The following is a 23,150-nucleotide window of genomic DNA, read 5'->3' as shown; positions in this document are numbered from 1 at the left end:
TGTCAGATCTTCACGCTGCCGCTATCGAGCCAATACGAGTCCTGCCCCAAGCCGGCGTGCAGAAGCGTATTCATCTCAAAGCGGATATGGCTCTTTTGAATCTGGACGGCGTCCGCTCCCTCTACCCGTTCGATGCCCAATTCATCACTGATCAGGCCTTGCCGGCGATCGCGCTCCGAAGGCTGCTGCACGGTGAAGTACACGTGAGCCCGGGCGTCAGGCACGCTAGCGTCGCGCTCCTGGCTTTCGCGGAATTTCTTCTGCCAGGCAGGCTGAAATCCCAACAGGTAAATCGGCGCGGCGGGCCAACGTTCGCAAGCCAATTGCCGATACCCCAGGCGTGTGTCCGCGTTCAGCAAATACGGTTTTGCATCGCCGGAACCATCCCGGGGCAGCTCAATGCAGCCATCTTCCGGAGGCAAGCCGTCGGGCGTGCGAGTCTTGATGTCCGAATAAAGGACGTCCGCCTGCTTGATCAGGTTATTGCCGTCGATCCGGCCAAAGTAGCGGATCAGGGGCAAGGGTCGAATCCTGGAAGGACTGAAGTAGAAATTTGCCAGGCGGCGATTTTCAGTAAGCCAGCACACCATGGCACCGACCGCCGCCGTCGTCTTGGGATCGCCGATCAGACCGCCCTTGTGAAACGGGAACCAGGTGCCGCTGCGGTAGTTCTGCATTGGCAGCACGCGGCCAGAGGGCAACGCGGCAAGCTGGCGGATCAGCGTCTGCACGCCGGGCAGGCACGACGGGCGCCCGGTCAACAACAGTACATCGCAGTCGTAATGCGCAACGACTTCGCTGAGCGAGGTCAGCGTCTTGCAGATGTTCAGGCCGTCCGTCAGGAAATGCTTGTGCAGGACCGCCGGATCGAACGTCAACTCGATCCCGCCCAGATCAAGAATGGTCGGCACGCCCAGATCACTGCTGAGGTTTTTGGACACGAAATCGCGTACCGGCGCGCTGATGCGGTTGTCTGTTCCGAGCCAATGCGCCCATGTTGCTGTCCGCTTGCGGCTGCCTTGTTCCAGGTCGAAGCGTTCGTATTCAGCCAATAGGGCCAGTGCCAGCGGATAGAACGCCTGCAACGTCAGTTGTTGACGCAGCACCATGTCGCCAGCGCCAAGGCTGCGAGCGCCGCAAATCCGATCCGCAAGGTCGCCCGGATGTTGGGCGCCCTTCTCTTTCAGCGCCGCTTCAAACGAGGGCAAAATGAAATGCCGTATGACGTCCAGAACGATGTCGTCACCGGCAACCTTGAAGCCGTCACGGAACCGCTGTACGGGCGTGATCGGCGCGTTGCTGCCGCTGCCCGCCGCGTCGCGCTGCATTACATATTCATTGATAACAAGGTCCGTCGTGCCCCCGCCGATGTCGATAGAGGCGACGGTGATCGATTCATGATCTTGTTTTCCGGGTCTTGCAATAGTCTCGAAGAACTCCTCCGGATGTCCGCCGAAGTTCTCGCCGATCTCGGTATACAGGTAGACCAGCTGCGCGCACGTCGCCTCGTCCCACTTCACCACCACCTTGGGCAAGGGAACATGCAGGCGGTTCTCGTCGCCGGCATCGTCATGCGGGTCGTCGTTATAGTCGGCGGCATGCCAGCCCATGCTCTTCCAAAGCAGGCCGAGCGCGTCGCGTACACGATTGCGGAACTTGGTGCGCTCAACTTGCGGCGTGCTGGGCGGTACCGTCAGGATGACGGTTCGCAACCAGCGCGAGGTCGCCGCATTTTCTTTATCTTTGCGATACAGAATGCTATTGATCTGGGCTACCGCTTGGGTAAACACCTCGTTGAGCATGAGCGTCATTAATGAAGACCGCGAATACTTGGTCTCAAAAACGGATTCCACGCCTTTAGTCACATACAGCGCCCGCCCTTCGTCATCAATCAGGTCGGCTAATGGCTTCAGGGTGGCCATGGGCTCCTGTTGCCCTTTCAAGCTGCTTGTATTCAAACGCCAAACTTGGTCGTAGGGGCGAGAATCCCATAAATAGCGCTTTGGGCTGGACAGGCCCGTGGACCCTTCCGTACCTTCGCGCAACGCGGCCAGTTTTGATGCCTCTGTCCCCACTCGCGTCATGCTGCCCCACGCGAACGCATCGTGCCGCCCGCTTTGCATTGACCACTGATCCAAGCCCAGATTGATCTTCGCGAATTCCACGCGCGATTCAAACGGATGGTCGTAGATCTGCTCAGGCGCGCTCATGTCACGCAGCACCAGGTGAGTGTTGCCATGCAATCCGCGATTATTCTGCTCAGGATCTTCGACCAAAATGCCGCAAGTACGGGAATTACCCACGTCCAGAACCAGGTCCACGGCGATGGGTTTACCCGCACCGACCGCGTTGCGCAGTTTTACCTTCACCGTCGGAACCGCCACCTGCGCTTCTCTATTGGGATAGGTGGTGGGCGCAGGTCCCCGCAATAGGCTCAGCAGGTTCAGGTAATGCGCGATGTGGCGCTTTTGGGCCAACTCGCTCTGAATGTCCTCAAGCTCGCGCTTGGCGGCCACACATTTGTCCTTGAAGACCTCGGCCAACCACTCTTTCACCCAGATCAGGTCCAGGAACCAGCGCATCTCGCTAAGATGCACTGCCAAGCGAAATGCCTGCCCGTTGCGCAGATCTTCGTCGTTGGGCGCGAGGTAGGCCACGCCCTCGCGTTTGGGCATGATGCGGGTATCGAACGCGAGCGTCAGCCGATGGGTATGACCGTGTTCATCAGGCGTGGCGAGCCTGACGATACGTAAACGGCTCCAGTTGTTTGGCCCCTGGTCAAAACGGGTCGGCGAGAGGTATCGAAAAAATGGCACCGGCAGCCAAAGCCCGTCAAGGATATCCAGGCTTTCTTTCATGCTCACATCATCCAGACCCGGAGCGGGGTGCCCCCGGTCCATTTTCTCGGCTTCGGATTCAAAACACAGTGTGCCGTCGTTGGCCTCGAAAAGACGCGCCAGCAGGCCATTGCCCAACAAGGCAAACTGACCCGCCGGCTCGCGGCGCAGGTCGAGCGTTACCGCAAGATCGAGAAACTGGATGCCGGTGTCTCCAAAGAGATCGACCGTTTGGATTTCGGTATAGGTGTCGACTTTAGGCAGCATGACGGTATGAGTCGCTTCAGGACTACGGCTGGCGCATGGTCAGCGGGAATTGTTCGGAGCCGTAGTTGCCCGAGCAGGCGGCAACATGGGAGGCGTTCGGTTCGCAACGGATAGCGGGCATTTCATAGGTCGAGCCGTCGTTACATGAGGCCTGCGCGCCGGTGCTGATCAGCAATGCACCACTGGCTACCACCGCGCTTACCGGCGCTTGGCATTTCGAGCCATTCCGCCTGTCCAGCGTGACATGGCCCTTGCCTTTTTCGAACTGATATTGCAGGCGGAGGGGCTCGCCGGTATTGCGGTCCTGAATTCCAGCCCGCACGCGCCAGTCCCCATTCAGAAAAGCCGCGGTGCCGTCCGCCAGTGCGGGAGGCAATACCAATGGATTGCCATCGGGGCCTCGGCCCGCCACTGGCGCGCTGGCATCGCCCATAGGCGGTGCAGTCTGGGCGCGCGCGTCTCCCGTCGCCACGCCGCCGTCGCCAATTCCATGGGAAACATCGGGCTTGAGCGCCTGGACGTCGTTCGCGGCCGTGCCTTCCGCTGCCGCCTGTATTCCGTTCGTGCCGCCGGCGGAAGCTGTCTGCGAGCCAACAAGCGCTGCGGTCGGCGCAAGGCCTGCGATGGACGATTCCGCATGGGGCATGTCCGCCCGCGTCCGATCGACCGGCGGCGTCTGTACGAGGGACGCCGAGCGATCGTCAAACGGAGGCGCGGATATCTGCGCTGCGCCGATCAGTGGCAGCCCTGCCAGGACAGGCACTGAAGGCGCGCAAGCGCGAAGGGTGAAGAGCAACAGCGCCGCCAACAACAGCGGCAATAGCAGCCACCACCACCGGCTGCGCCACCACGGCGCGGCTGCGGTCGGCGGCGCGCTCACGGGCGCCACTGGCGCCGCGACAGCGGGGGGCAAAGCCGTTCGGTACGGTGCAGGCGAAAGCAACGAATGCAAAGGAGCTACCGAACGGTCTGCCCCGGCATTCAAGAAGCCCCAAAATGTGATGACAGGTTTGCCGTTGACCAGATACACATGGCTGGGATCTGGATGGTGAAGGACCCATTTCAGCAACGAGCCGAACAGCGATTCGGAGTTGGCCGTCAAGTCGGCGCGCAACGCTTCGACCTCCTGACGGACGGTCGCAAGCTGCGTGGAAGCGATGGATTTTTCGTCTTCGGTGGCTGCGGTCCAGGGCACGACCGGACCGGCGCTAGGCGCATACCAATCAACCAGACTGCCATCCGCGCTGGCCTGGGGAATCGCAAAATGTTCTGCCAGGTCCCCCCGCCGTCGCTTGAGCGTAGAGAGAATTTGCGACGCGGCCATATAAACCGGCTGGCCACGCTCGCCTAATGCGTCGTACTGATCGATTCTTTCGCTACGAAGCTTTACTCCGGACATGCCGTGGCCACCACATCAAAAATATGGCCCCTAAAATTAGGGGCCAGAAGAAGGATGACAACAAATTTAACATAAATTTAGTAATATTTTTAACAAATTAACTTCTGCTATTACATACAGCACCATTCATTCAGATAAATCGCCTTCTAAACCGCGATTCGACTTGTCAAAAGCGGGCGGCCGGTGTGGCGCGACAGAATCGCGCCGGCAAATCCGCAAGTAATTGTTACTCAATCCGCCCAATCGTCGCACCGGCCGCCACCGACTTACCCGGCGCTGCTTCCTGTGTGAGCACGCCGTCCCGATGCGCCAGCACCTGCATTTCCATCTTCATGGCTTCCATCGTGGCGATCAGTTCGCCTTGTTTGACGGTGGCGCCGTCTTCCACCTTCCAGGCTTGGATGGTGCCCGCGATGGGTGCCGGCACGCTGTCGGCGCCGGCGACATTGCCGGGAGGCTGCCCTGCGTCCGCCGTTGCGGCCGCGCCGGCGGATTGCAGGCCTCGGAGCAGTTCGGCCGGCAGGCCCAGGGACACGCGGCGGCCGTCGATTTCGACGGCGGTCCGGTGCAGTGTCACCGTGCCCAGCGGCGTTGGGCGCACTGCCGCCTCCAGGTCATTGGCAAAGTCGGTTTCGATCCAGCGCGTGTGGACCTTGAAGCCGGTGTCGTCGCCCAGGAAGTCGTCATGCGCCAGCACCGCGCGATGGAACGGCAGGACCGTGGCCACCCCTTCAATGCGGAATTCGGCCAGCGCGCGGCGGGCGCGCGCAATGGCCTGTTCGCGGGTGGCGCCGGTGACGATCAGCTTGGCCAACAGCGAATCGAACGTGCCCGGTATGGTCGAACCCGACTCCACGCCGCTGTCCACGCGCACGCCCGGTCCGGACGGCGGCGCAAACTGCTCGATGCGGCCCGGCGACGGCAAGAAGCCTCGGCCCACGTCTTCGGCGTTGATACGGAATTCGATGGCGTGGCAGCGCGGCGCGGGCGCGGTGGTGAACGACAGCGGCAAACCGTCCGCGATGCGCAATTGCTCAACAACCAGATCCAGCCCGCAGGTTTCCTCGGTGACCGGATGTTCGACTTGCAGGCGCGTGTTGACCTCCAGGAACGAAATCGCGCCCGATGCGCTCAGCAGGAATTCGACGGTGCCGGCGCCGACATAGCCGACGTGGGCGCAGATGTCGCGGGCGGACGCGTGGATGCGTTGGCGCTGGTCGTCCGTCAGGAACGGCGCGGGCGCTTCTTCCACCAGCTTCTGATTGCGCCGTTGCAACGAGCAATCGCGTGTGCCCAGAACGACGACGTTGCCGTGCTTGTCGGCCACCACTTGCGCTTCGACGTGGCGCGGCCGGTCCAGGAACTGTTCCACATAGCATTCGCCGCGACCGAACGCGGTGACCGCTTCGCGCACGGCGGATTCGTACAGGTCGGCCACGTCTTCCATGCGCCACACGACTTTCAGGCCCCGGCCTCCCCCGCCAAACGCCGCTTTGACGGCAATCGGCAGGCCGTGTTCGTTGGCGAAGGCCAGCACGTCTTCGGCGCCGTTGACCGGGTCTGCCGTGCCCGCGACCAGCGGGGCGCCGACCGCCAACGCGATCTTGCGGGCCTGGACCTTGTCGCCCAGCCGTTCGATGGTTTCCGGCGACGGGCCGATCCACGTCAAGCCGGCGTCGATGACAGCCCGCGCGAAGGTGGGGCTTTCGGACAGGAAGCCGTAGCCGGGATGCACGGCGTCGGCGCCACTGCGCCGCGCGACGTCCAGCAGCTTGTCGATGTTCAGATAAGAATCGGCGGGACGGTCGCCGTCCAGCCCGTACGCCTCGTCGGCCATGCGCGCGTGCAGCGCGTCGAAATCGGCGTCGGCGTAGACCGCAACGGATTTGACGCCGTAGTCGGCGCAGGCGCGGATGATGCGGACGGCGATCTCGCCACGGTTGGCAATCAGGACTTTCTTCATGGCAGGCAGGTTCAGTTAGGTCGGGTTGACGGACACGGCCGGAACATCAACCGGAACGAAGTCGGAAATGGGATTGAAGCGCACGCGAGCGCCGATGGGAATTTGCGCGGCGCGGTCCAGATGCCACGGCGCCACCGAGCCAATGACGGGGTAGCCGCCGGTCAAGGGGTGGTCGGCCAGGAACAGAACCGGCTGGCCGCTGGCGGGCACCTGGATAGAGCCTTTGCGGGTGCCTTCGCTGGGCAATTCGGCGTGGTTGGCGCGTTGCAGCGGCGCGTCGCCGTTCAGGCGGATGCCGACGCGGTTGGACTGCGGCGTCACCGTCCAGGCCTGGCGCGACAAGAGCGCAACCGCCTCGGCATCGCACCAATCCGTACGCGGCCCCAACACCACGTCCAGCACCACCTCGACGTTGGTCGTGGGCAGATCCGCCGGGGCAATTTCGGGCGCACCGACGATGGCGCCCTGCCCGGCTGGCCGGATGCCGATGCGGTCGCCCGCCGCCAAGGCCTCAGGGCCGACGTGGGCCAAGGTGTCGGTTGAGCAGCTGCCCAGCACCGGTTGCACGTCGAAGCCGCCGCGCGCGGCCAGGTAATAACGAATGCCGGCGGACGGCTGGCCCAGGGTCAGCGTGTCGCCGTCATCCAGCGCAATGGCCTGGTACGTGTTCGCCGTCCACGTGATGCCGGCGGCATTGCGCAGCGTGACGTCGCCAAGCGCGCCGGTCACGGCTACGACGCTGGGGCCCTGCGCCCGCACCTGGAATCCGCCGTAGACGATTTCAATGGCGGCTTCGCCGGGCGCGTTGCCCACGAGGCGGTTGGCGGCGCGCAGTGCGCCCCGGTCCATGGCGCCGGACGCGGCCACGCCCTGACGCGCCTGCCCTGCCCGGCCCAAGTCTTCAAACACGGCCTGTAATCCGGGCGATACGACTTCCAGCGCGGGTGTGGCGCGGGAATCGGCGGCGGCCGCGTTGGCGGAAGTCGAGGTCGAAGCCTGGGCGGAGGTTCCGGTCGAAGTGCCGGTCGAAGTCCCGGTCGAAGTCCCGGTCGAAGTCCCGGTTGAAGTTCCGGCTGAAGTCCCGGTCGAAGCCCCGGCATCAATGAAACGCACCCGATATCCTGGTTGCAGCAACGCCGGCGTCTCGCGCGATAAGTCCCACATGGGGACCGGGGTCACGCCCAGGATCTGCCAGCCGCCGGGGCTGGCTTGCGGGTAGACGCCGCTGAATGTGCCGGCCAATGCGACGGCGCCCGCGGGGATGCGGGTGCGCGGGGTCTTGCGGCGCGGCACGTCCAACGTGGGGTCGCCGCCGCTGAGATACGCGAAGCCGGGTGCGAAGCCGGTGAAGGCCACGCTGTACGTGCCGCCGGTGTGACGGCGCACGACTTCGTCCGGCGTGATGCCCAGCAACTGCGCGACTTCGTCCAGGTCTTCGCCGTTGTAATGGACGGGGATTTCGATGAGCTTGCCATCGCGCGCCACGTGGGCCGTGGTGTCGCGGGAGCCAATGTCGGCAATCAGCGCATCGCGCGACACCAGACTGGGTTGAAAGATGACCAGCACCGTGCGCGCGGCGGGAACCATTTCGGTGACGCCGGCGATGGGCTGGTTTTGCAGCGCGGCGAACAGCGCCAGCGTCTGGTCAAGATCGTCCAGTTCGACCAGTAGCGCGTCGGTGTTTACAGGCAGAAAACGCACACGGCCTCCTAGGCGGATTGTGCCGGGGCAGCGTCGATGAAAGACCGGATGGCGACACCCGACTGTTCAAGCTGGCGCCGCAGTTCGCGCGCCATATCGACCGCGCCGGGGCTGTCGCCATGCACGCAAATGGAATCGGCTTGCACGCGCGTCAGGCTGCCGTCGATGGCTTCGATGACGCCCTCTTGCACCAGGCGCAGCATGCGCGCGGCCACGGCTTGCGGGTCATGCAGCACGGCGCCTTTTTCGCGGCGCGATACCAGCTCGCCCTTGGGCGTGTAGGCGCGGTCGGCAAAGGCTTCGGCCACCACGCGCAACCCGCGTTCACGGGCGCGCGTCAGCAGGGGCGAGCCGGCCAGACCCACCAGGACCAACGTGGGGTCGATTTCCAGAATGGCGGCAATTACGTCGTCACCCTGGCGCGCATCGTGCGCGATGGTGTTGTAAAGCGCACCATGCGGCTTGACGTAGCGCACGTCGGTGCCGGCGGCGGCGGCCAGCCCCTTCAAGGCGCCGATCTGGTAGATGACATCGGCGATCAGGTCGGCGCTGGCCACGTCCATATTGCGGCGGCCGAAGCCGGACAGATCGGGATAGGACACGTGCGCCCCAACCGTCACGCCGTTATCGCGCGCGGACTTCAGGGTGGCCAGAATGCCCGCGGGGTCGCCCGCATGGAAACCGCACGCCACGTTTGCGCTGGACACCACCGCCAACATCGCGGCGTCGTCGCCCATGCGCCATGCGCCCAGGCTTTCGCCCAGGTCGCTGTTCAAATCGATCCCAGCCATGTCTTATCCTTAGTCCACGGACGCCGGGCAGGCGGATTTCCGCACGGTGCCCCGCTTGTAGTGTGGAACGATAGTTACACAATTGTTCTACAAATTGGTTAGTATGGTAGATCAAACTTGCCCAAGCGGCTATCGGTAATTGCCCCAACCGCCTATGACCACCTCCGACGCGCACCAGACCCTGACCGATAAGGTCACCGAACAGATTCGCCGCCGCTTGATCAATGGTGAATTCATGCCGGGCCAGCGGCTATCGGAAGCAACCCTGACGCAATCGCTGGATGTGTCGCGCAACACTTTGCGCGAGGCCTTTCGCAATCTGACCAAGGAAGGCTTGCTGACTTATGCGCCCAACCGTGGCGTGGCGGTGGCGGTGCCCAGCATGGCGTCCATTATCGACATCTACCGGGTGCGGCGCATGATTGAATGCCAGGCGCTGGCCCAGGCCTACCCGCACCACCCCGCCCGCCAACGCATGCGGCAGGCGGTGGACGACGCGCTGGCGTGTCGCGAGCGGCAGGATTGGGCGGGCGTGGGCACGGCCAACATGGCCTTTCACATGGCCATCGTCGAACTTGCCGACAGCGAACGCCTGAACGCGATGTTCGCCTTGCTGCTGGCCGAATTGCGCTTGGTATTCGGCCTGCTGCAAGACCCGGAATTCCTGCACGCCCCGTATGCCGACATGAACGAGCAGATTCTGCAACGCGTCGAAGCGGGAGATTTTGGCAAGGCGGCCGATGCGCTGAAGGACTACCTGGCGCAGTCCGAGCGCATCGTCCTGGCCAGTTACGCGCGCCGCGTGGCCAATTGAAAGCGCCACGACCGTAGCGCGTCAATCACCAGGAACACCAGCAGGCTGACGCCCATTACCGGCAGGCACCACCCCAGCACGGCGGCCGCCGCCAGCGCGCCCAGCCGCGCCGGCCAGCCCAATGCGGCCCACGCCTGCGTCAGCGTTTGGCCATTCGCGCCCGCTGCCGGCCGGCGCAGCCACCACATGCGATAACCCAGCACGATCATGGTCGATAGCGCCAGGCCGATGGCGCCCATCAACAACTGGTTGGGCCAGCCGAACAGGATGCCCATGTGCATGTCCACGCCCCAGCGGATCAGCTTGGCGATCAGCGGAAAGGTGTCGAAATCGGCACGGCTGGTGATGGCGTAGCTGTTGGGGTCGATGGCGATGGTGTCGACTTGGGTGGGCCAGGACCGGTCGACTTCACGCACCATCCACGCCTGGCCGGCGCCACGCGGTGGACGAATCTCCAGCTGCGTGCTGTCGATGCCACCCTGCCGGGCCGTTTGCAGGATGCGGTCGAATTGCGTGACGACGTCTGAGGGGGCATTCATGGGCGCATGCGTGGATGCACTCATCGGCGCACTCATCGGCGCGGCCGCCTCGGTGGACGCACCGGTAGGCGACATCGCCCCTGCCATCTGCATGCCGCCATGATGATGCGCGTGTTCATCCCCGCCGGACGCCTGCCCGGAGGCGGCCTCTGCCCCCGTCCCGGCTCCCTGCCCTGCCGTCGGCAGCTTCAGCGAAATCGCCGGCGTGATCCATCCCAATTGCGCGCGCAGCTGATCCACGCGGCCGCCCGCCCAGTTCGACCACGTCAAGCCCGTGGCGGACAAAAATATCAGCCCCAGCGCCAGCCACAAGCCCAGCAAGGTGTGCCAACGGCGCGCCCGCAGACGCGGGCTGCGCGCGCGGGTCGCCGCCGCGCGGCGGCGCCCCGTCCACCACAGCACCAGCCCGCCCAGCGTGGCCAGCCACATCCAGGACGCGGCCAGTTCGCTGTAGTTGCGCCCCAGTTCGCCCAGCATCAGATTGCGGTGCAGATAATCCAACGTGGTGCGAAACGGCAGTGTGCCGCTGGTGCCGTAGACCATCATGTCGCCCTTGATGGCCAACGTGACGGGGTCGACGAACACCGCCCGGCTTTCCGAATCGCCCATGCCGGCCTGCGTGAACATGACGCGCGTGGTTTCCCCCGGCGTGGGCGCGGGGCGCACGGCGAACAAGCGAGGGCCGCCCGCACCCAGGTGGGCCTGCGCCGCTTCAACCTGTTTGGCCAAGGGTTGCGCCGGGCCGGTGGAGGCGGTGCGCAGCTGGTCCGCGTACAGCAGGTTTTCGATCTGCGGGGTTAGCACGAACAACGTGCCGGTAACAGCCGCCACCAGGATGAAGGGGCCGACGAACAGGCCGATATAGAAATGCAGGCGCGTGATCAGCGCCAGAAAAGCGCTGGGGGCCGCGGTTCGCGTGCGCGCGGGCGCGGCGGCGGTATCCAGGGTTTGTGTGGACATGGGAACTCTCGAATAGGAAACGGGCCGCCCCAGGCGGGGGGCCAAGACTAGCCGCAAAGGTCGGGCCGCAAAAATCGGTCCCCAAAAATCGAGCAAAAGGCCAGCCGATAAAGGGAAGCCGACAAAGGCGAGCCGATAAACACCGGCCGATAACGACCAAGCGAAAGTGCGGCCACGGTCATGCGCGCAAGGCGCATGCGTGCAGGGTCAACCGTCTATCGAGGGTGGTGCCCGGGGGCCCAGCGGGGGGCCCGTGGCGGGCATGGGCGGGCGCGGGCCGTCCACGTTCAGAGCCGGCTGCGCCAGCCAGTGCAGCAGCACCGGCGCCAAGGCCGCCAAGGGCGGCAGGTTCAGGATTTGATGCGCGCTCAGGCCAAACGGACATTCCTGGCCCGCGCCGCGATCATCGCCCTGCCCTGAACCGTGGTGATCGTGATGGCCGTGCATCTCGTGATGGCCACCGGTGGACGCCTGCCGTAACGACATCGCCTGCAACGCCGCCAGCGCGTTGCCGCCCGCCGTGCAAAAGCCCAAGGTCAGACGGCCTTGGCGCAGCGCCTGCGCGTCGGGCATGTACCCGGTCGGCACCCATGCCCGCGCCACCAGCAACAGCAGCAGCAACAGCCGCCCGAAATCGGCAGCCGTGGCAAAACGCGGGTAATGGGGTAAACGACGGGGCGATCCGGTGCGCATGCGTCCAATCCACAACGCCGGCGGGCGCCGGCGTCTTGGCGGAATTTTACGCGCCGTCATGGAATTGCGCGACACCCGCCCCGCCGGCCCGCCTGCAAACGTTGCTTGCCGCCGCCCGGCTTCGGGCATAAATTCGATGTTGCCGATTTCCGCTCAAGGCCCGCTGCGGCTCTGTCTTGCGGACGGCGTCCAAAGGTTGTTTTTGATCTTTTAAGCCCGCGAGGAGCGATGCGATGAAAGTGAAACACCTGTTAGGTCCGGCAGCCTTCGCGCTGTCTACGCTGTGCACCGCGCCCAGCATGGCGCAATCCGCCGACCCCGCCCCGATGGTCACCGGCAAGCACTGGTCGGAGTCCGACCCCAACATCAAGAAGGCCTACCTATTGGGGATCGCCAACCTGCTGCAAGTGGAACGCGCGTACCAGGAACGCCGTGCGCCACCCGACAACCAAACGCTGGTGCCCCGTTTTGCCAAGGGGCTGCAAACGCACACGCTGGATTCCGTGCGCGAGGGGCTGGACAGCTGGTACGCCGCGAACCCGTCGCGGCTGGACCGGCCGGTGATCGAAACCCTGTGGTTTGAGATCGTCATTCCTGGCGCCAAGCGCAAGCCTTGAAGGAGCCGTCATGAAAGTCATCCGATCGATTCTTGTGTGCGTCGCGATCAGCGCGCTGGCGGCCTGCACGAATATGTCGTCCAAGCAGCAAGGGACCATGTCCGGCGCGGCGATAGGCGCGGCGGCGGGCGCGGGTATTGCCGCCATCGCGGGCGGCAGCGCCTGGACCGGGGCCGCCATCGGCGGCATAGCCGGTGGCGTCGCGGGCAACATCCGCGGCAGCAATTAGTACGCCGCCACTGCTTGCACACCATCAGGTCAGGCCCGGAACGCACGGCGAGAGCCGCCGCGTTCCGGACTTTTTTGCTCAGGCTGAAGTCGCCCGAAGCTGGACTGAGGTTCAACCAAAGCCGGCTTGAACCTCGCCGGGCGCTCCCCGGAACGTGAAGCGCCGTAGCACTCCGCTGCCGCCTACTTCCCGCCCTGCTGCTCCCGCCAGGCCTGGTACTTCGCCTGGTTTTCCTGATTGGGCGGATACAGGCCGGGCAACTTTTCGCCCGCCTCGACCTGCTGCATGATCCAGCCTTCCAGCCGTTCCTGCTCGATGGCGATGTCGACCACCTCGTCCAGCAACGCGGCCGGGATCAGCACCGCGCCGTCGCGGTCCAGCACGATGACGTCGTTGGGAAACACCGCCACGCCGCCGCAGCCCACCGGTTCCTGCCAGCCGACAAACGTCAGCCCTGCCACCGAAGGCGGCGCCGCCGCGCCGGCGCACCAGACCGGCAGCCCGGTGCCTTCAACGCCTTCCAGGTCGCGCACCACGCCGTCCGTCACCAAGGCCGCCACGCCGCGCTTGTGCATGCGGGCGCACAGGATATCGCCAAAAATGCCGGCGCCCGTGACCCCCATGGCATCGACCACGGCGATGCAACCTTCGGGCATATCTTCAATGGCGGCGCGCGTCGAAATGGGCGAGGCCCACGACGCCGGGGTCGCCAGGTCTTCGCGCGCGGGCACAAAGCGCAGCGTGAAGGCGCGTCCCACGATACGGGTGGCGCCTGGCGCCAGCGGCCGCGCACCGCGCACCCATACGTTGCGCAGGCCTTTCTTCAACAGCACGGTAGTCAGCGTGGCCGTCGTGATGCGCGACAGGGCCGTGACGACGCGCGCGTCCAAGGGCTGAGGGGCAATCGTCATAGTGCGGGGTCTCCTTGCGCCGACTGGGCGGATATACAGGTTGAGGTTGTCGATTGTGACGCCGGCCAAAACGGTGCACAACCCTGTTTTTACAGATTCTGAATCCGCTTTTTATGCCTGCCCGGCCAGGCTCTGGCCCCGCTTTTCCGCCCCGGTTCACTCCCTGCGGGCCAGGGGAATTTTGACCGGCGCGGGCAATTCCGTGTCCGGCAAGCTACCAGGAGGGAGCCCCGCCGGACCGGATTTCCCTATGAAAATCCGCCCGCGCAGGGGCTCAGGCACGAAACTTGCGCAGGGTGCGGATCTACCACCTCCGGAGAGTCCATGCCCGCCCCGACCGACGAATCCCGCCGGAGCCTGACGGTCCTGACCGTCAATACCCATAAAGGATTCACCAGTTTCAACCGGCGTTTCATGCTGCACGACCTGCGCGAGGCCTTACGCCTGGCCGCGCCTGATGTGGTGTTCTTGCAGGAAGTCCTGGGCGAACACCAGGTGCACGCCGAGCGGCACCAAGAGGCCTGGCCGGCGTTGTCCCAGTACGAATTCCTGGCCGACACGCTGTGGTCGGACTACGCCTACGGCCGCAACGCCGTCTACCCGGCCGGCCACCATGGCAACGCGATCCTGTCGCGCTACCCCATCGAGCGCTACGAGAATCATGACGTCAGCGTGGACGGCCATGAAGGCCGTGGCCTGCTGCACTGCGTGCTGCGCGTGCCGGGCGATGCGCCGGTGCACGCCATCTGCGTACACCTGGGCCTGCTGGAAAAGCATCGCGGCCAGCAAATGAACCGCCTGTGCGAGCTGGTGGCGCGCGACGTGCCCGAAGGCGAACCGCTGTTGATCGCCGGTGACTTCAACGATTGGCGCGGCAAGGCGAACCGCCAGATGGCCGGCTGCGGCACGCAGGAAGTGTTCACCAGCCGCCTGGGCCGCCCGGCCCGCACCTTTCCCGCGCGTTGGCCGCTGCTGCGGCTTGACCGCATCTATGTTCGAAATGTGCGCGACTGGCGGCCGATGCCGCTAGCCTCGCGCGTGTGGTCGCGCCTGTCCGACCACGTACCCCTATCCGCGGAGATTGCGTTATGAGTGCCGGTGAACTGGGATGGCGGGAAGGCAACCGCTACACCTTGCTTGAGAACGGCGAGGCTTATTTTCCGGCTGCGTTCGAGGCCATCGACGCCGCCCAGCGCGAAGTCCTGGTCGAAACCTTCATCTTGTTTGAAGACAAGGTGGGGCGGCAATTGCAGCAGACCCTGATCGCGGCTGCCAAGCGCGGCGTCAGCGTGGACCTGCTGGTGGACGGCTATGGCTCCGATGTGCTGACGCCCGAATTCATCGGCGAAATGACCGAAGCCGGGGTGCGCCTGCATATCTTCGACCCGCGCCCTCGCCTGCTGGGCATCCGCACCAACGTGTTCCGTCGCATGCACCGCAAGATCGTGGCGATCGACGGCGTGTGCGCGATGATCGGAGGCATTAATTTTTCGGCCGACCACCTGGCCGACTTCGGCCCCGAGGCCAAGCAGGACTATGCCGTGCGCATCGACGGGCCCCTGGCGGCGGACATTGCCGATTACGCCCGCTCGGCGCTGAACCGCAAGCGGCCGCGCCGCTGGCGCCGCGCGGCCGCGGCGTCGGTGCCCGAGGGCGACGGCGGCGGCCGCCTGGTCGTGCGCGACAACGACGGCCACACCACCGACATCGAACGCTACTACCGCGCCGGCCTGCGCGCCGCCAAGCGCGACGTGCTGATTGCCAACGCCTACTTCTTTCCTGGCTACCACCTGCTGCGCGACCTGACCAAAGCCGCGCGCCGTGGCGTGCGCGTGCGCCTGCTGCTGCAAGGCGAACCCGACATGCTGGTGGCGCGGCTGGCGGCGACCATGCTGTACGACTACCTGAAGAACGCGGGCGTTGAAATCTACGAATATTGCAAGCGCCCGCTGCATGGCAAGGTGGCCTGCGTGGACGACGACTGGTCCACCGTGGGCTCCAGCAACCTGGACCCGCTAAGCCTGGCCTTGAATCTGGAAGCCAATGTCGTGGTGCGCGACCGCTCGCTGAACGCCGCGCTGCGCGAAAGCCTGGACCGCCTGATCGCCCAGGACTGCAAGCCCGTGCCCAGCGGCCCCAAGTCCACCCGGGCGCTGCGCCGCTTCTGGGTGGGCGTGGTGGTGTTTCACTTCTTGCGGCGCTTTCCGGCGTGGGCGGGTTCGCTGCCGGCCCACAAGCCGCGCCTGCAAACCATCAAGCCGCCCACCCCCGACGAAGGTGAGACCGCATGAGGGTATATCGAACGACATTCATGCGCACCTTGCGCCACCGCTGGCCGCGCATCAAGAAAGTGCTGCCATGGCTGATCCTGGCGGTGGTCGCCGCGCTGCTGTTTTATTTCGGCCGATCGGTGGACTGGCCGCAGGTGTGGCAGGCCATGCGCCGCATACCGCGCGACGCCATCCTGATGGCCAGCGGCCTGGTCGTGCTGGGCTATCTGAGCTACGCCGCGCTGGACCTGCTGGGCAAGCGCTACACCGGTCACAAACTAGGCTGGCCCACGGTGCTGGGCGTGGCCATGGTCAGCTACGCGCTGAACCTCAGCCTGGGCGTGCTGGTGGGCGGCCTGGGCGCGCGCCTGCGCCTGTACGCGCGGCTGGGCTGCCGCAAGGCGGTAGCCACGCGCGTGGCGGTGTTCTCGGCTGCATCGAACTGGATCGGGTATGCCTGGGTGGCCGGCGCGGTGTTCGTCAGCGGCGCCTTGCCGGTGCCCCAAGGGTGGGACGTGGGCAGCGGCGTGCTGCGCCTGCTGGGCGCGGTGATGCTGGTGGGCGCGGCCGCCTACGTGTGGGCATGCGCCCGCGCGCGGCGCCGGTCGGCCACGTGGATGGGCCAGCGCGTGACGCTGCCACGCGCGCGCATGGCGATCATGCAATGCGTGTTCGCCGGCCTGTCATGGATGTTCATGGGCGCCGTCGCCTATGTGCTGTTGCAGGGCAAGGCGCCCTACCCCGTGGTGCTGGGCATCTTGCTGTGTTCCAGTTTCGCCGCGGTGCTGACCCGGGTGCCGGGTGGGCTGGGCACCACCGAAGCCATCTTCGTGGCGGTGCTGGCGCCCGGGCTGCCGTATTCCGAAGTGCTGGGCGCGGCGCTGGCTTACCGCGCCTGCTACGCACTGGCGCCGATGTGCCTGGCGCTGGCCGCCTTTCCCTTGTTCGAAGCGCGCATCGCGTGGCGCAAGAAGCACGCGCCGGCCGGGCGGGAACAAGACTTGCTGCACCCCCGGCCATGAAGAAAAATCCGCCCCTGATAGCGTCCGATCTGGTGGTGGCGTACCCGCGCCGCGCCACTGCGTCCGAACACGAGATTGCTTCACAAGAGGCCATGGCCGCCCGCCTGGCGGCGTTGCTGGGCAGGCGTTTCGACCCCCACTTCCGGCCCACCCGGCACCGCGATGAGCCGCCTCCGTACTACGTGCCCGACCGCACCATCATCGGCGCGATTCGGGCGGCGCGCCTGGGCATCACGCGCCCTGCCGACCTGTACGGCGGCGTGGCTCCGCATTCGTTCGTGGCGGGCAAGGCCATCACCCACGGCCTGGTCACCGCCCAGGCCCGTGCCCCCAAAGCCTGGGCGCACGAGCTGGGCGACGCCCTGCGCGACGTGGTGTTGAACGGCTACACCGCGTTCACCGTGGCCGATGCCGAAGCCGCGGGCTTGCAGCTGCTGCGCCAGGGGCCGCTACGCCTTAAACCCGTCGATGCCACGGCGGGGCGCGGCCAGGTGGTCGTGCGTAACGCCGACGAACTGCGCGCGGCGCTGGCCGAGCAAGAGCCGCTTGTCATGCGCCGGCTGGGGCTGGTGCTGGAAGAAGACCTGCAAGACGTGTCCACCTACAGCGTGGGCTGGGCGCGCGTGGGCAAGATGGAAATTTCGTACGTGGGCACGCAGTCGCTCACGCCCGACAACCAGGGCATACAGGTCTACGGCGGCTCGGTGCTGCGCGTGGCGCGCGGCGGGTTCGACGACCTGCGCGCGCTGGACCTGAACGAACACGAGCGCCAAGCCGTGGCCCTGGCCTGCCAGTACGACACCGCCGTGTCTACCGCCTACCCGCAATTGCTGGCGTCGCGTCGCAACTACGACGTGGCGTTTGGGCAAAGCCCGTCCGGGCAGCCACGCGCGGGCGTGCTGGAACAATCCTGGCGCGCGGGTGGCGCCAGCCTGGCCGAACTGGCGGCCATGCAGGCGTTTGCGTTGTCGCCGTCGCTGATGTCGGTGCGCGCCGCCACCCGCGAGCGTTATGGCGAACAAGAACCTCGCCCCATCCCGCAGCACCTGGTGTATCACGGCGTGGATTCGGCCGTGGGCCACATCAGCAAGTGGGCGGGCGTGTTGGAGGAGGACGCCGATGGCGGCGCATAGTGATCCCATCGCCTTGTCGGTCGACGGGCAGCAACTGGACGGCACGTTTCTGACACCGGAAGACAAGGTGCCGGGCGTGTTGTTCATCCACGGTTGGGGCGGCAGCCAGCAGTTTGACCTGGCGCGCGCCAAGGGCATCGCCGCGTTGGGCTGCGTCTGCCTGACGTTCGACCTGCGCGGCCATGCCGCCACGCGTGAACAGCAGCTGCAAGTGACGCGCGAGGATAATCTGCGCGACGTCATGGCGGCCTACGATCGGCTGGCGTCGCACCCGTCTCTGGATTCGGGGTCGGTGGCGGTGGTGGGCAGCAGCTATGGCGGCTACCTGGCGGCGCTGCTCAGCGGCCTGCGCCGCGTGCGCTGGCTGGCGCTGCACGTGCCGGCGCTGTATCGCGACGAAGAATGGCTGCTGCCGAAAAACCAGTTGAACCGGGAAACGCTGCGCGCCTATCGCAATAGCTATGTCGCGCCCGAATCGAACCGGGCGCTGAAGGCCTGCACCGAATTTGCCGGCGACGTGCTGATCGTCGAAGCCGAACACGACACCTTCATCCCCCACTCCACCATCATGAGTTACCGGTCGGCGTTCCGGCGCTCGCATTCGCTGACGCATCGCATCATTGACGGCGCCGACCACGCGCTGACGGAAAAATCCGCGCAACGTGCCTACACGGCAATCCTGGTGAACTGGGTTACTGAAATGGTCACCGGCGCGCGGATGGGAGATCCGCGGCCGGTGCCGTGATGCACGACGGCCGGGCACCCAGGCCCGGCCAGACGCCTTACCAGTAGATGTCCTGCTTGTAGTACGTATGCAGATTGCGCGCCCACGTTTCGTCGGCCATGCTGGGCCAGTTGTCCTTGTCAAAGCCCGGGGCGTTCTTCAAGGTTTCTTCGTCGATGTCCAGCACGAAGCACTTGCGGTCGGTATCCAGCGTCAAGGCCGCCCAGGGAATGGCAAACAGCTTGTCGCCGATGCCCAGCACGCCACCTCGCGACAGCACCGCGTAAGCGACCCGACCACGCGGCACGTCAATCATGATGTCCTTGATGGACCCCAGCTCTTCGCCGGCCGAGTTGTAGACGTCATTGCCTTCCAGCGTGCCGGCGGCCATGACTTCGGGGCCGGGGCCGCCAGGGCTGCTCTTGGGGCCGCCGACGATATTGGTTTGATGTTGTTCCATCTTCTATCTCCTTTGCGGGGCTTGCGCCCTGCGTACTGGTGGTAGGGACAGGCAACTCCGCAAGCGCCGTGCCCAGCTGCCCGGACACGGCGACGACATCCATTGCGCGATGCTCGATACGCGACGCCGCGTTCAGCTCGCCCACCACTGCTTGATCGTGGCGCGCAGCGCGGCGGCGCCCGTGGCGGCGTCTTCCTTGCGCAGCGCCGTCATGTACGCCTTGAACTGCTTGGCCGAAATGTGCGGCGGCATCGGCGGCACCTCGGGGTCGGTCACCACCTCCAGCACCGTCGGGCGGCCGGCCGACAGCGCGCGGTCCCAGGCGGGGCCGACTTCCTCCGGGTCCGTCACGCGTATGCCCTCCAGCCCCAGCATGCGGCCGTAATCCGCATAGGAAAAGTGCGGCAGCCATTGCGAATCGCCAAAGCGCGGGTCGGCGCCCATGACGCGTTGTTCCCACGTCACCAGGTTCAGGTCGCCGTTGTTCAGCACCAGCACGACCAGCGTCGGGTCGGACCAGTCCTTCCAGCGGTGCGCGATGGTGATCAGTTCATTGATGCCGAGCATCTGCATCGCGCCGTCGCCCACCAGCGCCACCACCGGCCGGCCGGGGTGGGCCAGCTTGGCGGCCACCGCGTAAGGCACGCCGCAACCCATGCTGGCCAGCCCGCCCGACACCGAACCCATCATGCCTTCGCGCAGGTGCACGTCACGCGCGTACCAGTTGGCCGCCGAACCGGAATCGCAGGTGACGATGCAACGCGGCGGCAGCCGGCTGGACAGCTCCAGGAACGGGCGCTGCGGATTCACGCCCTTGGCGTCGACCATGGCGCGCGACACCACCGTTTCGCGCCACCGCGCCACCTTCTTTTCAATGCTCTTGGTCCACCGGTCCGACGTCTTGGGTTGCAACTTGGGCAACAGCGCCTGCAAGGTCAGGCGGGCATCGCCCACCAGCCCCACTTCCACCGGATACCGCAGGCTGAGCTTGCGCCCGTCCAGGTCGATCTGCACCGCGCGCGCCTGCCCTTCCTTGGGCAGGAATTCGGCATAGGGAAACGACGTGCCCACCATCAACAGGGTGTCGCATTCGTTCATCATTTCCCAGCTGGGCTGCGTGCCCAGCAGGCCGATGGCGCCCGTCACGTACGGCAGCTCGTCGGGCACCACCGCCTTGCCCAGCAACGCCTTGGCCACGCCCGCGCCCAGCCGCTCGGCCACGGCGCGCACCTCGTCGCCCGCGTCCAGCGCGCCGGCGCCCACCAGCATCGCCACGCGTTCGCCGCTGTTCAGGATGGACGCGGCGTTATCCAGCGCGGCCTCGGGCGCCACGGCGGCGTGCGCGGTCAGGCCAATGCCGGTATGCACGGTGCCGTGCTCGCGCGGCGGCGTTTCCACGGCTTCCAGGTCTTGCACATCATTGGGAAAGATCAGGCAGGTCACGCCGCGCCGCTCCATGGCGATACGCATGGCGCGGTCGATCATGTGCCGCGCCTGCACGGGCGAGGTCACCATGTGCACGAAGTCGTGCGCCACGTCCTTGTACAGGCTGACCAGATCCACCTCTTGTTGGTAATCGCCACCCAACGAGCTGCGGGCTTGCTGGCCAACGATGGCCACCACCGGCTGGTGGTCCATCTTGGCGTCGTACAGGCCGTTAAGCAGGTGGATGGCGCCAGGGCCCGAGGTGGCCATGCACACCCCCACCTGCCCGGTGAACTTGGCATGGGCGCAGGCCATGAACGCGGCCCCTTCCTCGTGGCGCGCCTGGATGAATTCCAGTTCGCTGTTTCTTCCAAACGCGCCAATCAGGCCGTTGATCCCATCGCCGGGATATCCGAACACGCGCTGTACGCCCCATTCGCCCAGGCGGGCGAGGACAAAATCGGAAACGGTTTTCAAGTTGACGCTCCTTATGGTCGGTTCAGTCGGTTCTATTGCTTCAATCGCTTCAATCGGTTCAGCAAAAACCAGAACCTGCGCGCGCCGCAATCGCCATGCCTGGCTGGGCCGCTGGCTCCGGCCCCGACCGCCGTTCCCCGCGACTGTAAAGACGGCGTTTGTTGCGCCGCTCCCAAATTTACAAACGTCAGCAACAACGACTCGCACCCCAGGGTAAGCCCGCCTTTTCCCTATGCGGCCCACCCTTGGGCACGCCACTTGCGCATATGACGGCCTTACGGAACCGGGCCCACTTTTTCAGCGGCCCTCCGACTTTCCCCGGAGCAACAAGCATGGCGACGACAATTCTCATAGTGGCTGCCGAAGCATTCCCGCTCGCAAAGACGGGCGGCTTGGGCGATGCAATCACCGGCATGACGCGGGCGATGATCCAGCGAGGCATCCCCGCCACCGTCCTGCTGCCCGCCTACCGAGGCGCGGCCAAGCAGTTGGACGGCTTGCGCGAAGTGGCGCGGCTGGAAGACCTGCCGGGCGGCGACGCGCGCCTGCTGGCCGGCGTGTGCCCCACGTCCGAGCTGTCTTTCCTGCTGCTTGAGAACGATGCGCTGTACGACCGCGCCGGCCTGTATGTGGATGAGGACGGGCAGGAGCATCCTGACAACGGCCTGCGCTACGCCGCCTTGTCGCACGCCGCCGTGCGTATTGCGCGCGGCCTGCCGGGCCTGGCGCGCCCCGATGTGGTGCACGCGCACGATTGGCACGCGGCCTTGACACCGATGCTGATGCGCGAGGCCGGCATCCAGGACGTAAAAACCGTCTTGACCATCCACAACATGGCTTTCCAAGGCCAGTTCCCGCTAGAGGATGCCGCCGCCTATGGAATCCCGCCCGCCTACCGTGGCGAGCACGCCGCCGTTGCCTGGAACAAGCTGAACTTCATGAAGGCCGGCATCGCCCATGCCGATCGCGTTACCACCGTCAGCCACACCTACGCGCGTGAAATCCTGACGCCGGCATTCGGCTGCGGCCTGGACGGCCTGCTGCGTGAACGCGCGAGCGACCTGATCGCCATTCCGAACGGCATCGACACCGCCCTGTGGGACCCGTCGCGCGACCCGCATCTGGGCCCGTTGCGCTACACCGCGGGCGATCTGGCCAACAAGCGCCTGTGCAAGACGGTGCTGCAACGCGAATTCGGGCTGACGCCGGATGCGCAAGCCACGCTGGTCGTCATGGGCAGCCGCCTGACCGACCAGAAGATGGCCGACGTCGCGGCCGAAGCCTTGCCGCGCGCCCTGGATGCCCACCCCGAAATGCAGGTGGCCATCCTGGGTCAAGGCGACCGTCGCCTGGAAACCGCCTTGAAGGCGCTGGCCGACCGCTACCCCCAACGTTGCGCCACGCGCATTGGCTACAACGAAGCGGGCGCGCATCGCCTGCACGCCGGTGGCGACGTCCTGCTGCACGGCAGCCGTTTCGAACCCTTCGGCCTGACGCCGCTGTACGCCATGCGTTACGGCACCGTGCCGATCGGCTCGCGCGTGGGCGGGATGGCCGACACCATTGAAGACCCCGGCTCGGATTCGCCCCTGACGGCGATGGCGTTCGCCAACGGCCTGCTGTTCGACGGCGACCACCCCGACGCCATGGCCGCTGCGCTGGCGCGCGCGATGCACTTGCGCCAGCACCCGATGCTGTGGCGCGCCATGCAGCGCAATGCCATGAGCACCGACTTCAGCTGGCAGCGTGCCGTGGGTGCGTACGAAGAATTGCTGCAATCCCTGACCGGCCGTCCGCAAGTTCAAGAGCAAGCGGTTGCGGAACCCGCGCCGGCCCGGTCGGCCGACACTCGCCAACGGCGGACCCGGCAAGCCCGTGGCTCCATGCCGATGCCCATCTGATCACAAGGCGCACACGC

General features: G+C 65.6%; 19 protein-coding genes. 9 read left to right on the top strand and 10 right to left on the bottom strand.

The genetic code is table 11. The features are described from left to right. Window positions 1-2: 2 nt before the first annotated feature. The 5 genes from AC0Z35_RS07980 to AC0Z35_RS07960 all read right to left on the bottom strand — a co-directional run bounded on the left by AC0Z35_RS07980 (window position 3) and on the right by AC0Z35_RS07960 (window position 8,958). Window positions 3-3,104, bottom strand: a complete 3,102-nt coding sequence (locus AC0Z35_RS07980; RefSeq protein ID WP_143215284.1) for a virulence factor SrfB — start codon at window positions 3,102-3,104, stop codon at window positions 3-5. 22 nt (window positions 3,105-3,126) lie between these two features. After that, complete coding sequence (locus tag AC0Z35_RS07975) at window positions 3,127-4,503, bottom strand: SrfA family protein (protein ID WP_485131722.1); 1,377 nt, start codon at window positions 4,501-4,503, stop codon at window positions 3,127-3,129. A 226-nt stretch (window positions 4,504-4,729) separates the two neighbouring features. Then, complete coding sequence (locus tag AC0Z35_RS07970) at window positions 4,730-6,466, bottom strand: acetyl/propionyl/methylcrotonyl-CoA carboxylase subunit alpha (protein WP_485131721.1); 1,737 nt, start codon at window positions 6,464-6,466, stop codon at window positions 4,730-4,732. Window positions 6,467-6,481: 15 nt separating this feature from the next. Beyond that, a complete protein-coding gene (locus tag AC0Z35_RS07965) occupies window positions 6,482-8,167 on the bottom strand; it encodes a 5-oxoprolinase subunit B/C family protein (RefSeq protein ID WP_485131720.1) in 1,686 nt (561 codons plus the stop codon). A gap of 8 nt (window positions 8,168-8,175) precedes the next feature. Further along, window positions 8,176-8,958, bottom strand: coding sequence for a LamB/YcsF family protein (locus AC0Z35_RS07960; RefSeq protein ID WP_120155660.1), 783 nt, complete (start codon window positions 8,956-8,958; stop codon window positions 8,176-8,178). Window positions 8,959-9,112: 154 nt separating this feature from the next. On the opposite strand from AC0Z35_RS07960, the gene AC0Z35_RS07955 reads away from it, so the two are divergent. Next, on the top strand, window positions 9,113-9,772 hold the full coding sequence (locus AC0Z35_RS07955) for a GntR family transcriptional regulator (RefSeq protein ID WP_046805711.1): 660 nt from the start codon (window positions 9,113-9,115) through the stop codon (window positions 9,770-9,772). Here AC0Z35_RS07955 and AC0Z35_RS07950 read toward each other — a convergent pair. Then, entirely contained in the window at window positions 9,748-11,271 is a 1,524-nt protein-coding gene (locus AC0Z35_RS07950; RefSeq protein WP_485131719.1) for a PepSY-associated TM helix domain-containing protein, read from the bottom strand. The two genes, AC0Z35_RS07955 and AC0Z35_RS07950, sit on opposite strands and share 25 nt — an antisense overlap. Window positions 11,272-11,478: 207 nt before the next feature. Beyond that, window positions 11,479-11,964, bottom strand: a complete 486-nt coding sequence (locus AC0Z35_RS07945; protein ID WP_255594123.1) for a DUF2946 family protein — start codon at window positions 11,962-11,964, stop codon at window positions 11,479-11,481. A gap of 233 nt (window positions 11,965-12,197) precedes the next feature. On the opposite strand from AC0Z35_RS07945, the gene AC0Z35_RS07940 reads away from it, so the two are divergent. Further along, window positions 12,198-12,581, top strand: coding sequence for a hypothetical protein (locus AC0Z35_RS07940; RefSeq protein WP_082134535.1), 384 nt, complete (start codon window positions 12,198-12,200; stop codon window positions 12,579-12,581). A gap of 10 nt (window positions 12,582-12,591) precedes the next feature. Beyond that, window positions 12,592-12,810: a YMGG-like glycine zipper-containing protein gene (locus tag AC0Z35_RS07935; protein ID WP_046805713.1), complete on the top strand. Its 219-nt coding sequence runs from the start codon at window positions 12,592-12,594 to the stop codon at window positions 12,808-12,810. A gap of 182 nt (window positions 12,811-12,992) precedes the next feature. Here AC0Z35_RS07935 and AC0Z35_RS07930 read toward each other — a convergent pair whose 3' ends face one another. Continuing rightward, window positions 12,993-13,721 (bottom strand): ribonuclease activity regulator RraA, encoded by a 729-nt coding sequence (locus tag AC0Z35_RS07930; RefSeq protein ID WP_485131718.1) that lies wholly within the window; start codon window positions 13,719-13,721, stop codon window positions 12,993-12,995. 324 nt (window positions 13,722-14,045) lie between these two features. Between AC0Z35_RS07930 and AC0Z35_RS07925 the strand changes: the two genes are divergently transcribed. The 5 genes from AC0Z35_RS07925 to AC0Z35_RS07905 are packed head-to-tail and all read left to right on the top strand — an operon-like array spanning window position 14,046 to window position 18,891. Next, window positions 14,046-14,813, top strand: a complete 768-nt coding sequence (locus AC0Z35_RS07925; RefSeq protein ID WP_485131717.1) for an endonuclease/exonuclease/phosphatase family protein — start codon at window positions 14,046-14,048, stop codon at window positions 14,811-14,813. Beyond that, window positions 14,810-16,012, top strand: coding sequence for a cardiolipin synthase ClsB (clsB, locus tag AC0Z35_RS07920; RefSeq protein WP_104145455.1), 1,203 nt, complete (start codon window positions 14,810-14,812; stop codon window positions 16,010-16,012). Before AC0Z35_RS07925 ends, clsB begins: the two co-directional genes overlap by 4 nt. Next, window positions 16,009-17,013: a lysylphosphatidylglycerol synthase domain-containing protein gene (locus AC0Z35_RS07915; protein ID WP_104145454.1), complete on the top strand. Its 1,005-nt coding sequence runs from the start codon at window positions 16,009-16,011 to the stop codon at window positions 17,011-17,013. The genes clsB and AC0Z35_RS07915 overlap by 4 nt, the downstream gene beginning before the upstream one ends. Beyond that, window positions 17,010-18,146, top strand: coding sequence for a DUF3182 family protein (locus AC0Z35_RS07910; RefSeq protein ID WP_485131716.1), 1,137 nt, complete (start codon window positions 17,010-17,012; stop codon window positions 18,144-18,146). Before AC0Z35_RS07915 ends, AC0Z35_RS07910 begins: the two co-directional genes overlap by 4 nt. After that, window positions 18,133-18,891 carry an alpha/beta hydrolase family protein gene (locus AC0Z35_RS07905; RefSeq protein ID WP_046805719.1) on the top strand — a complete coding sequence of 253 codons (759 nt, stop codon included), beginning with the start codon at window positions 18,133-18,135 and terminating at the stop codon, window positions 18,889-18,891. Before AC0Z35_RS07910 ends, AC0Z35_RS07905 begins: the two co-directional genes overlap by 14 nt. A gap of 37 nt (window positions 18,892-18,928) precedes the next feature. Here AC0Z35_RS07905 and AC0Z35_RS07900 read toward each other — a convergent pair whose 3' ends face one another. Beyond that, on the bottom strand, window positions 18,929-19,330 hold the full coding sequence (locus tag AC0Z35_RS07900; RefSeq protein WP_120155673.1) for a PRC-barrel domain-containing protein: 402 nt from the start codon (window positions 19,328-19,330) through the stop codon (window positions 18,929-18,931). Window positions 19,331-19,462: 132 nt separating this feature from the next. After that, window positions 19,463-21,232 carry a thiamine pyrophosphate-requiring protein gene (locus AC0Z35_RS07895; RefSeq protein ID WP_104145451.1) on the bottom strand — a complete coding sequence of 590 codons (1,770 nt, stop codon included), beginning with the start codon at window positions 21,230-21,232 and terminating at the stop codon, window positions 19,463-19,465. 332 nt (window positions 21,233-21,564) lie between these two features. On the opposite strand from AC0Z35_RS07895, the gene glgA reads away from it, so the two are divergent. Then, entirely contained in the window at window positions 21,565-23,133 is a 1,569-nt protein-coding gene (gene glgA / locus AC0Z35_RS07890; protein ID WP_485131715.1) for a glycogen synthase GlgA, read from the top strand. Window positions 23,134-23,150: the final 17 nt, after the last annotated feature.

Source organism: Achromobacter sp. 1L-A-4-B-C2, from assembly GCF_057291955.1.
This window is presented reverse-complemented; position numbering and strand designations above follow the sequence as displayed.

Bases quoted from the DNA above. Each gene is read 5' to 3' on its own strand.
- AC0Z35_RS07910 (WP_485131716.1), top strand. From the start codon at position 17,010: ATGAAGAAAAATCCGCCCCTGATAGCGTCCGATCTGGTGGTGGCGTAC.
- AC0Z35_RS07905 (WP_046805719.1), top strand. From the start codon at position 18,133: ATGGCGGCGCATAGTGATCCCATCGCCTTGTCGGTCGACGGGCAGCAA.
- AC0Z35_RS07945 (WP_255594123.1), bottom strand. From the start codon at position 11,964: ATGCGCACCGGATCGCCCCGTCGTTTACCCCATTACCCGCGTTTTGCC.
- clsB (WP_104145455.1), top strand. From the start codon at position 14,810: ATGAGTGCCGGTGAACTGGGATGGCGGGAAGGCAACCGCTACACCTTG.
- AC0Z35_RS07925 (WP_485131717.1), top strand. From the start codon at position 14,046: ATGCCCGCCCCGACCGACGAATCCCGCCGGAGCCTGACGGTCCTGACC.
- glgA (WP_485131715.1), top strand. From the start codon at position 21,565: ATGGCGACGACAATTCTCATAGTGGCTGCCGAAGCATTCCCGCTCGCA.
- AC0Z35_RS07915 (WP_104145454.1), top strand. From the start codon at position 16,009: ATGAGGGTATATCGAACGACATTCATGCGCACCTTGCGCCACCGCTGG.
- AC0Z35_RS07940 (WP_082134535.1), top strand. From the start codon at position 12,198: ATGAAAGTGAAACACCTGTTAGGTCCGGCAGCCTTCGCGCTGTCTACG.
- AC0Z35_RS07970 (WP_485131721.1), bottom strand. From the start codon at position 6,466: ATGAAGAAAGTCCTGATTGCCAACCGTGGCGAGATCGCCGTCCGCATC.
- AC0Z35_RS07950 (WP_485131719.1), bottom strand. From the start codon at position 11,271: ATGTCCACACAAACCCTGGATACCGCCGCCGCGCCCGCGCGCACGCGA.
- AC0Z35_RS07955 (WP_046805711.1), top strand. From the start codon at position 9,113: ATGACCACCTCCGACGCGCACCAGACCCTGACCGATAAGGTCACCGAA.
- AC0Z35_RS07975 (WP_485131722.1), bottom strand. From the start codon at position 4,503: ATGTCCGGAGTAAAGCTTCGTAGCGAAAGAATCGATCAGTACGACGCA.
- AC0Z35_RS07935 (WP_046805713.1), top strand. From the start codon at position 12,592: ATGAAAGTCATCCGATCGATTCTTGTGTGCGTCGCGATCAGCGCGCTG.
- AC0Z35_RS07960 (WP_120155660.1), bottom strand. From the start codon at position 8,958: ATGGCTGGGATCGATTTGAACAGCGACCTGGGCGAAAGCCTGGGCGCA.
- AC0Z35_RS07900 (WP_120155673.1), bottom strand. From the start codon at position 19,330: ATGGAACAACATCAAACCAATATCGTCGGCGGCCCCAAGAGCAGCCCT.
- AC0Z35_RS07930 (WP_485131718.1), bottom strand. From the start codon at position 13,721: ATGACGATTGCCCCTCAGCCCTTGGACGCGCGCGTCGTCACGGCCCTG.
- AC0Z35_RS07980 (WP_143215284.1), bottom strand. From the start codon at position 3,104: ATGCTGCCTAAAGTCGACACCTATACCGAAATCCAAACGGTCGATCTC.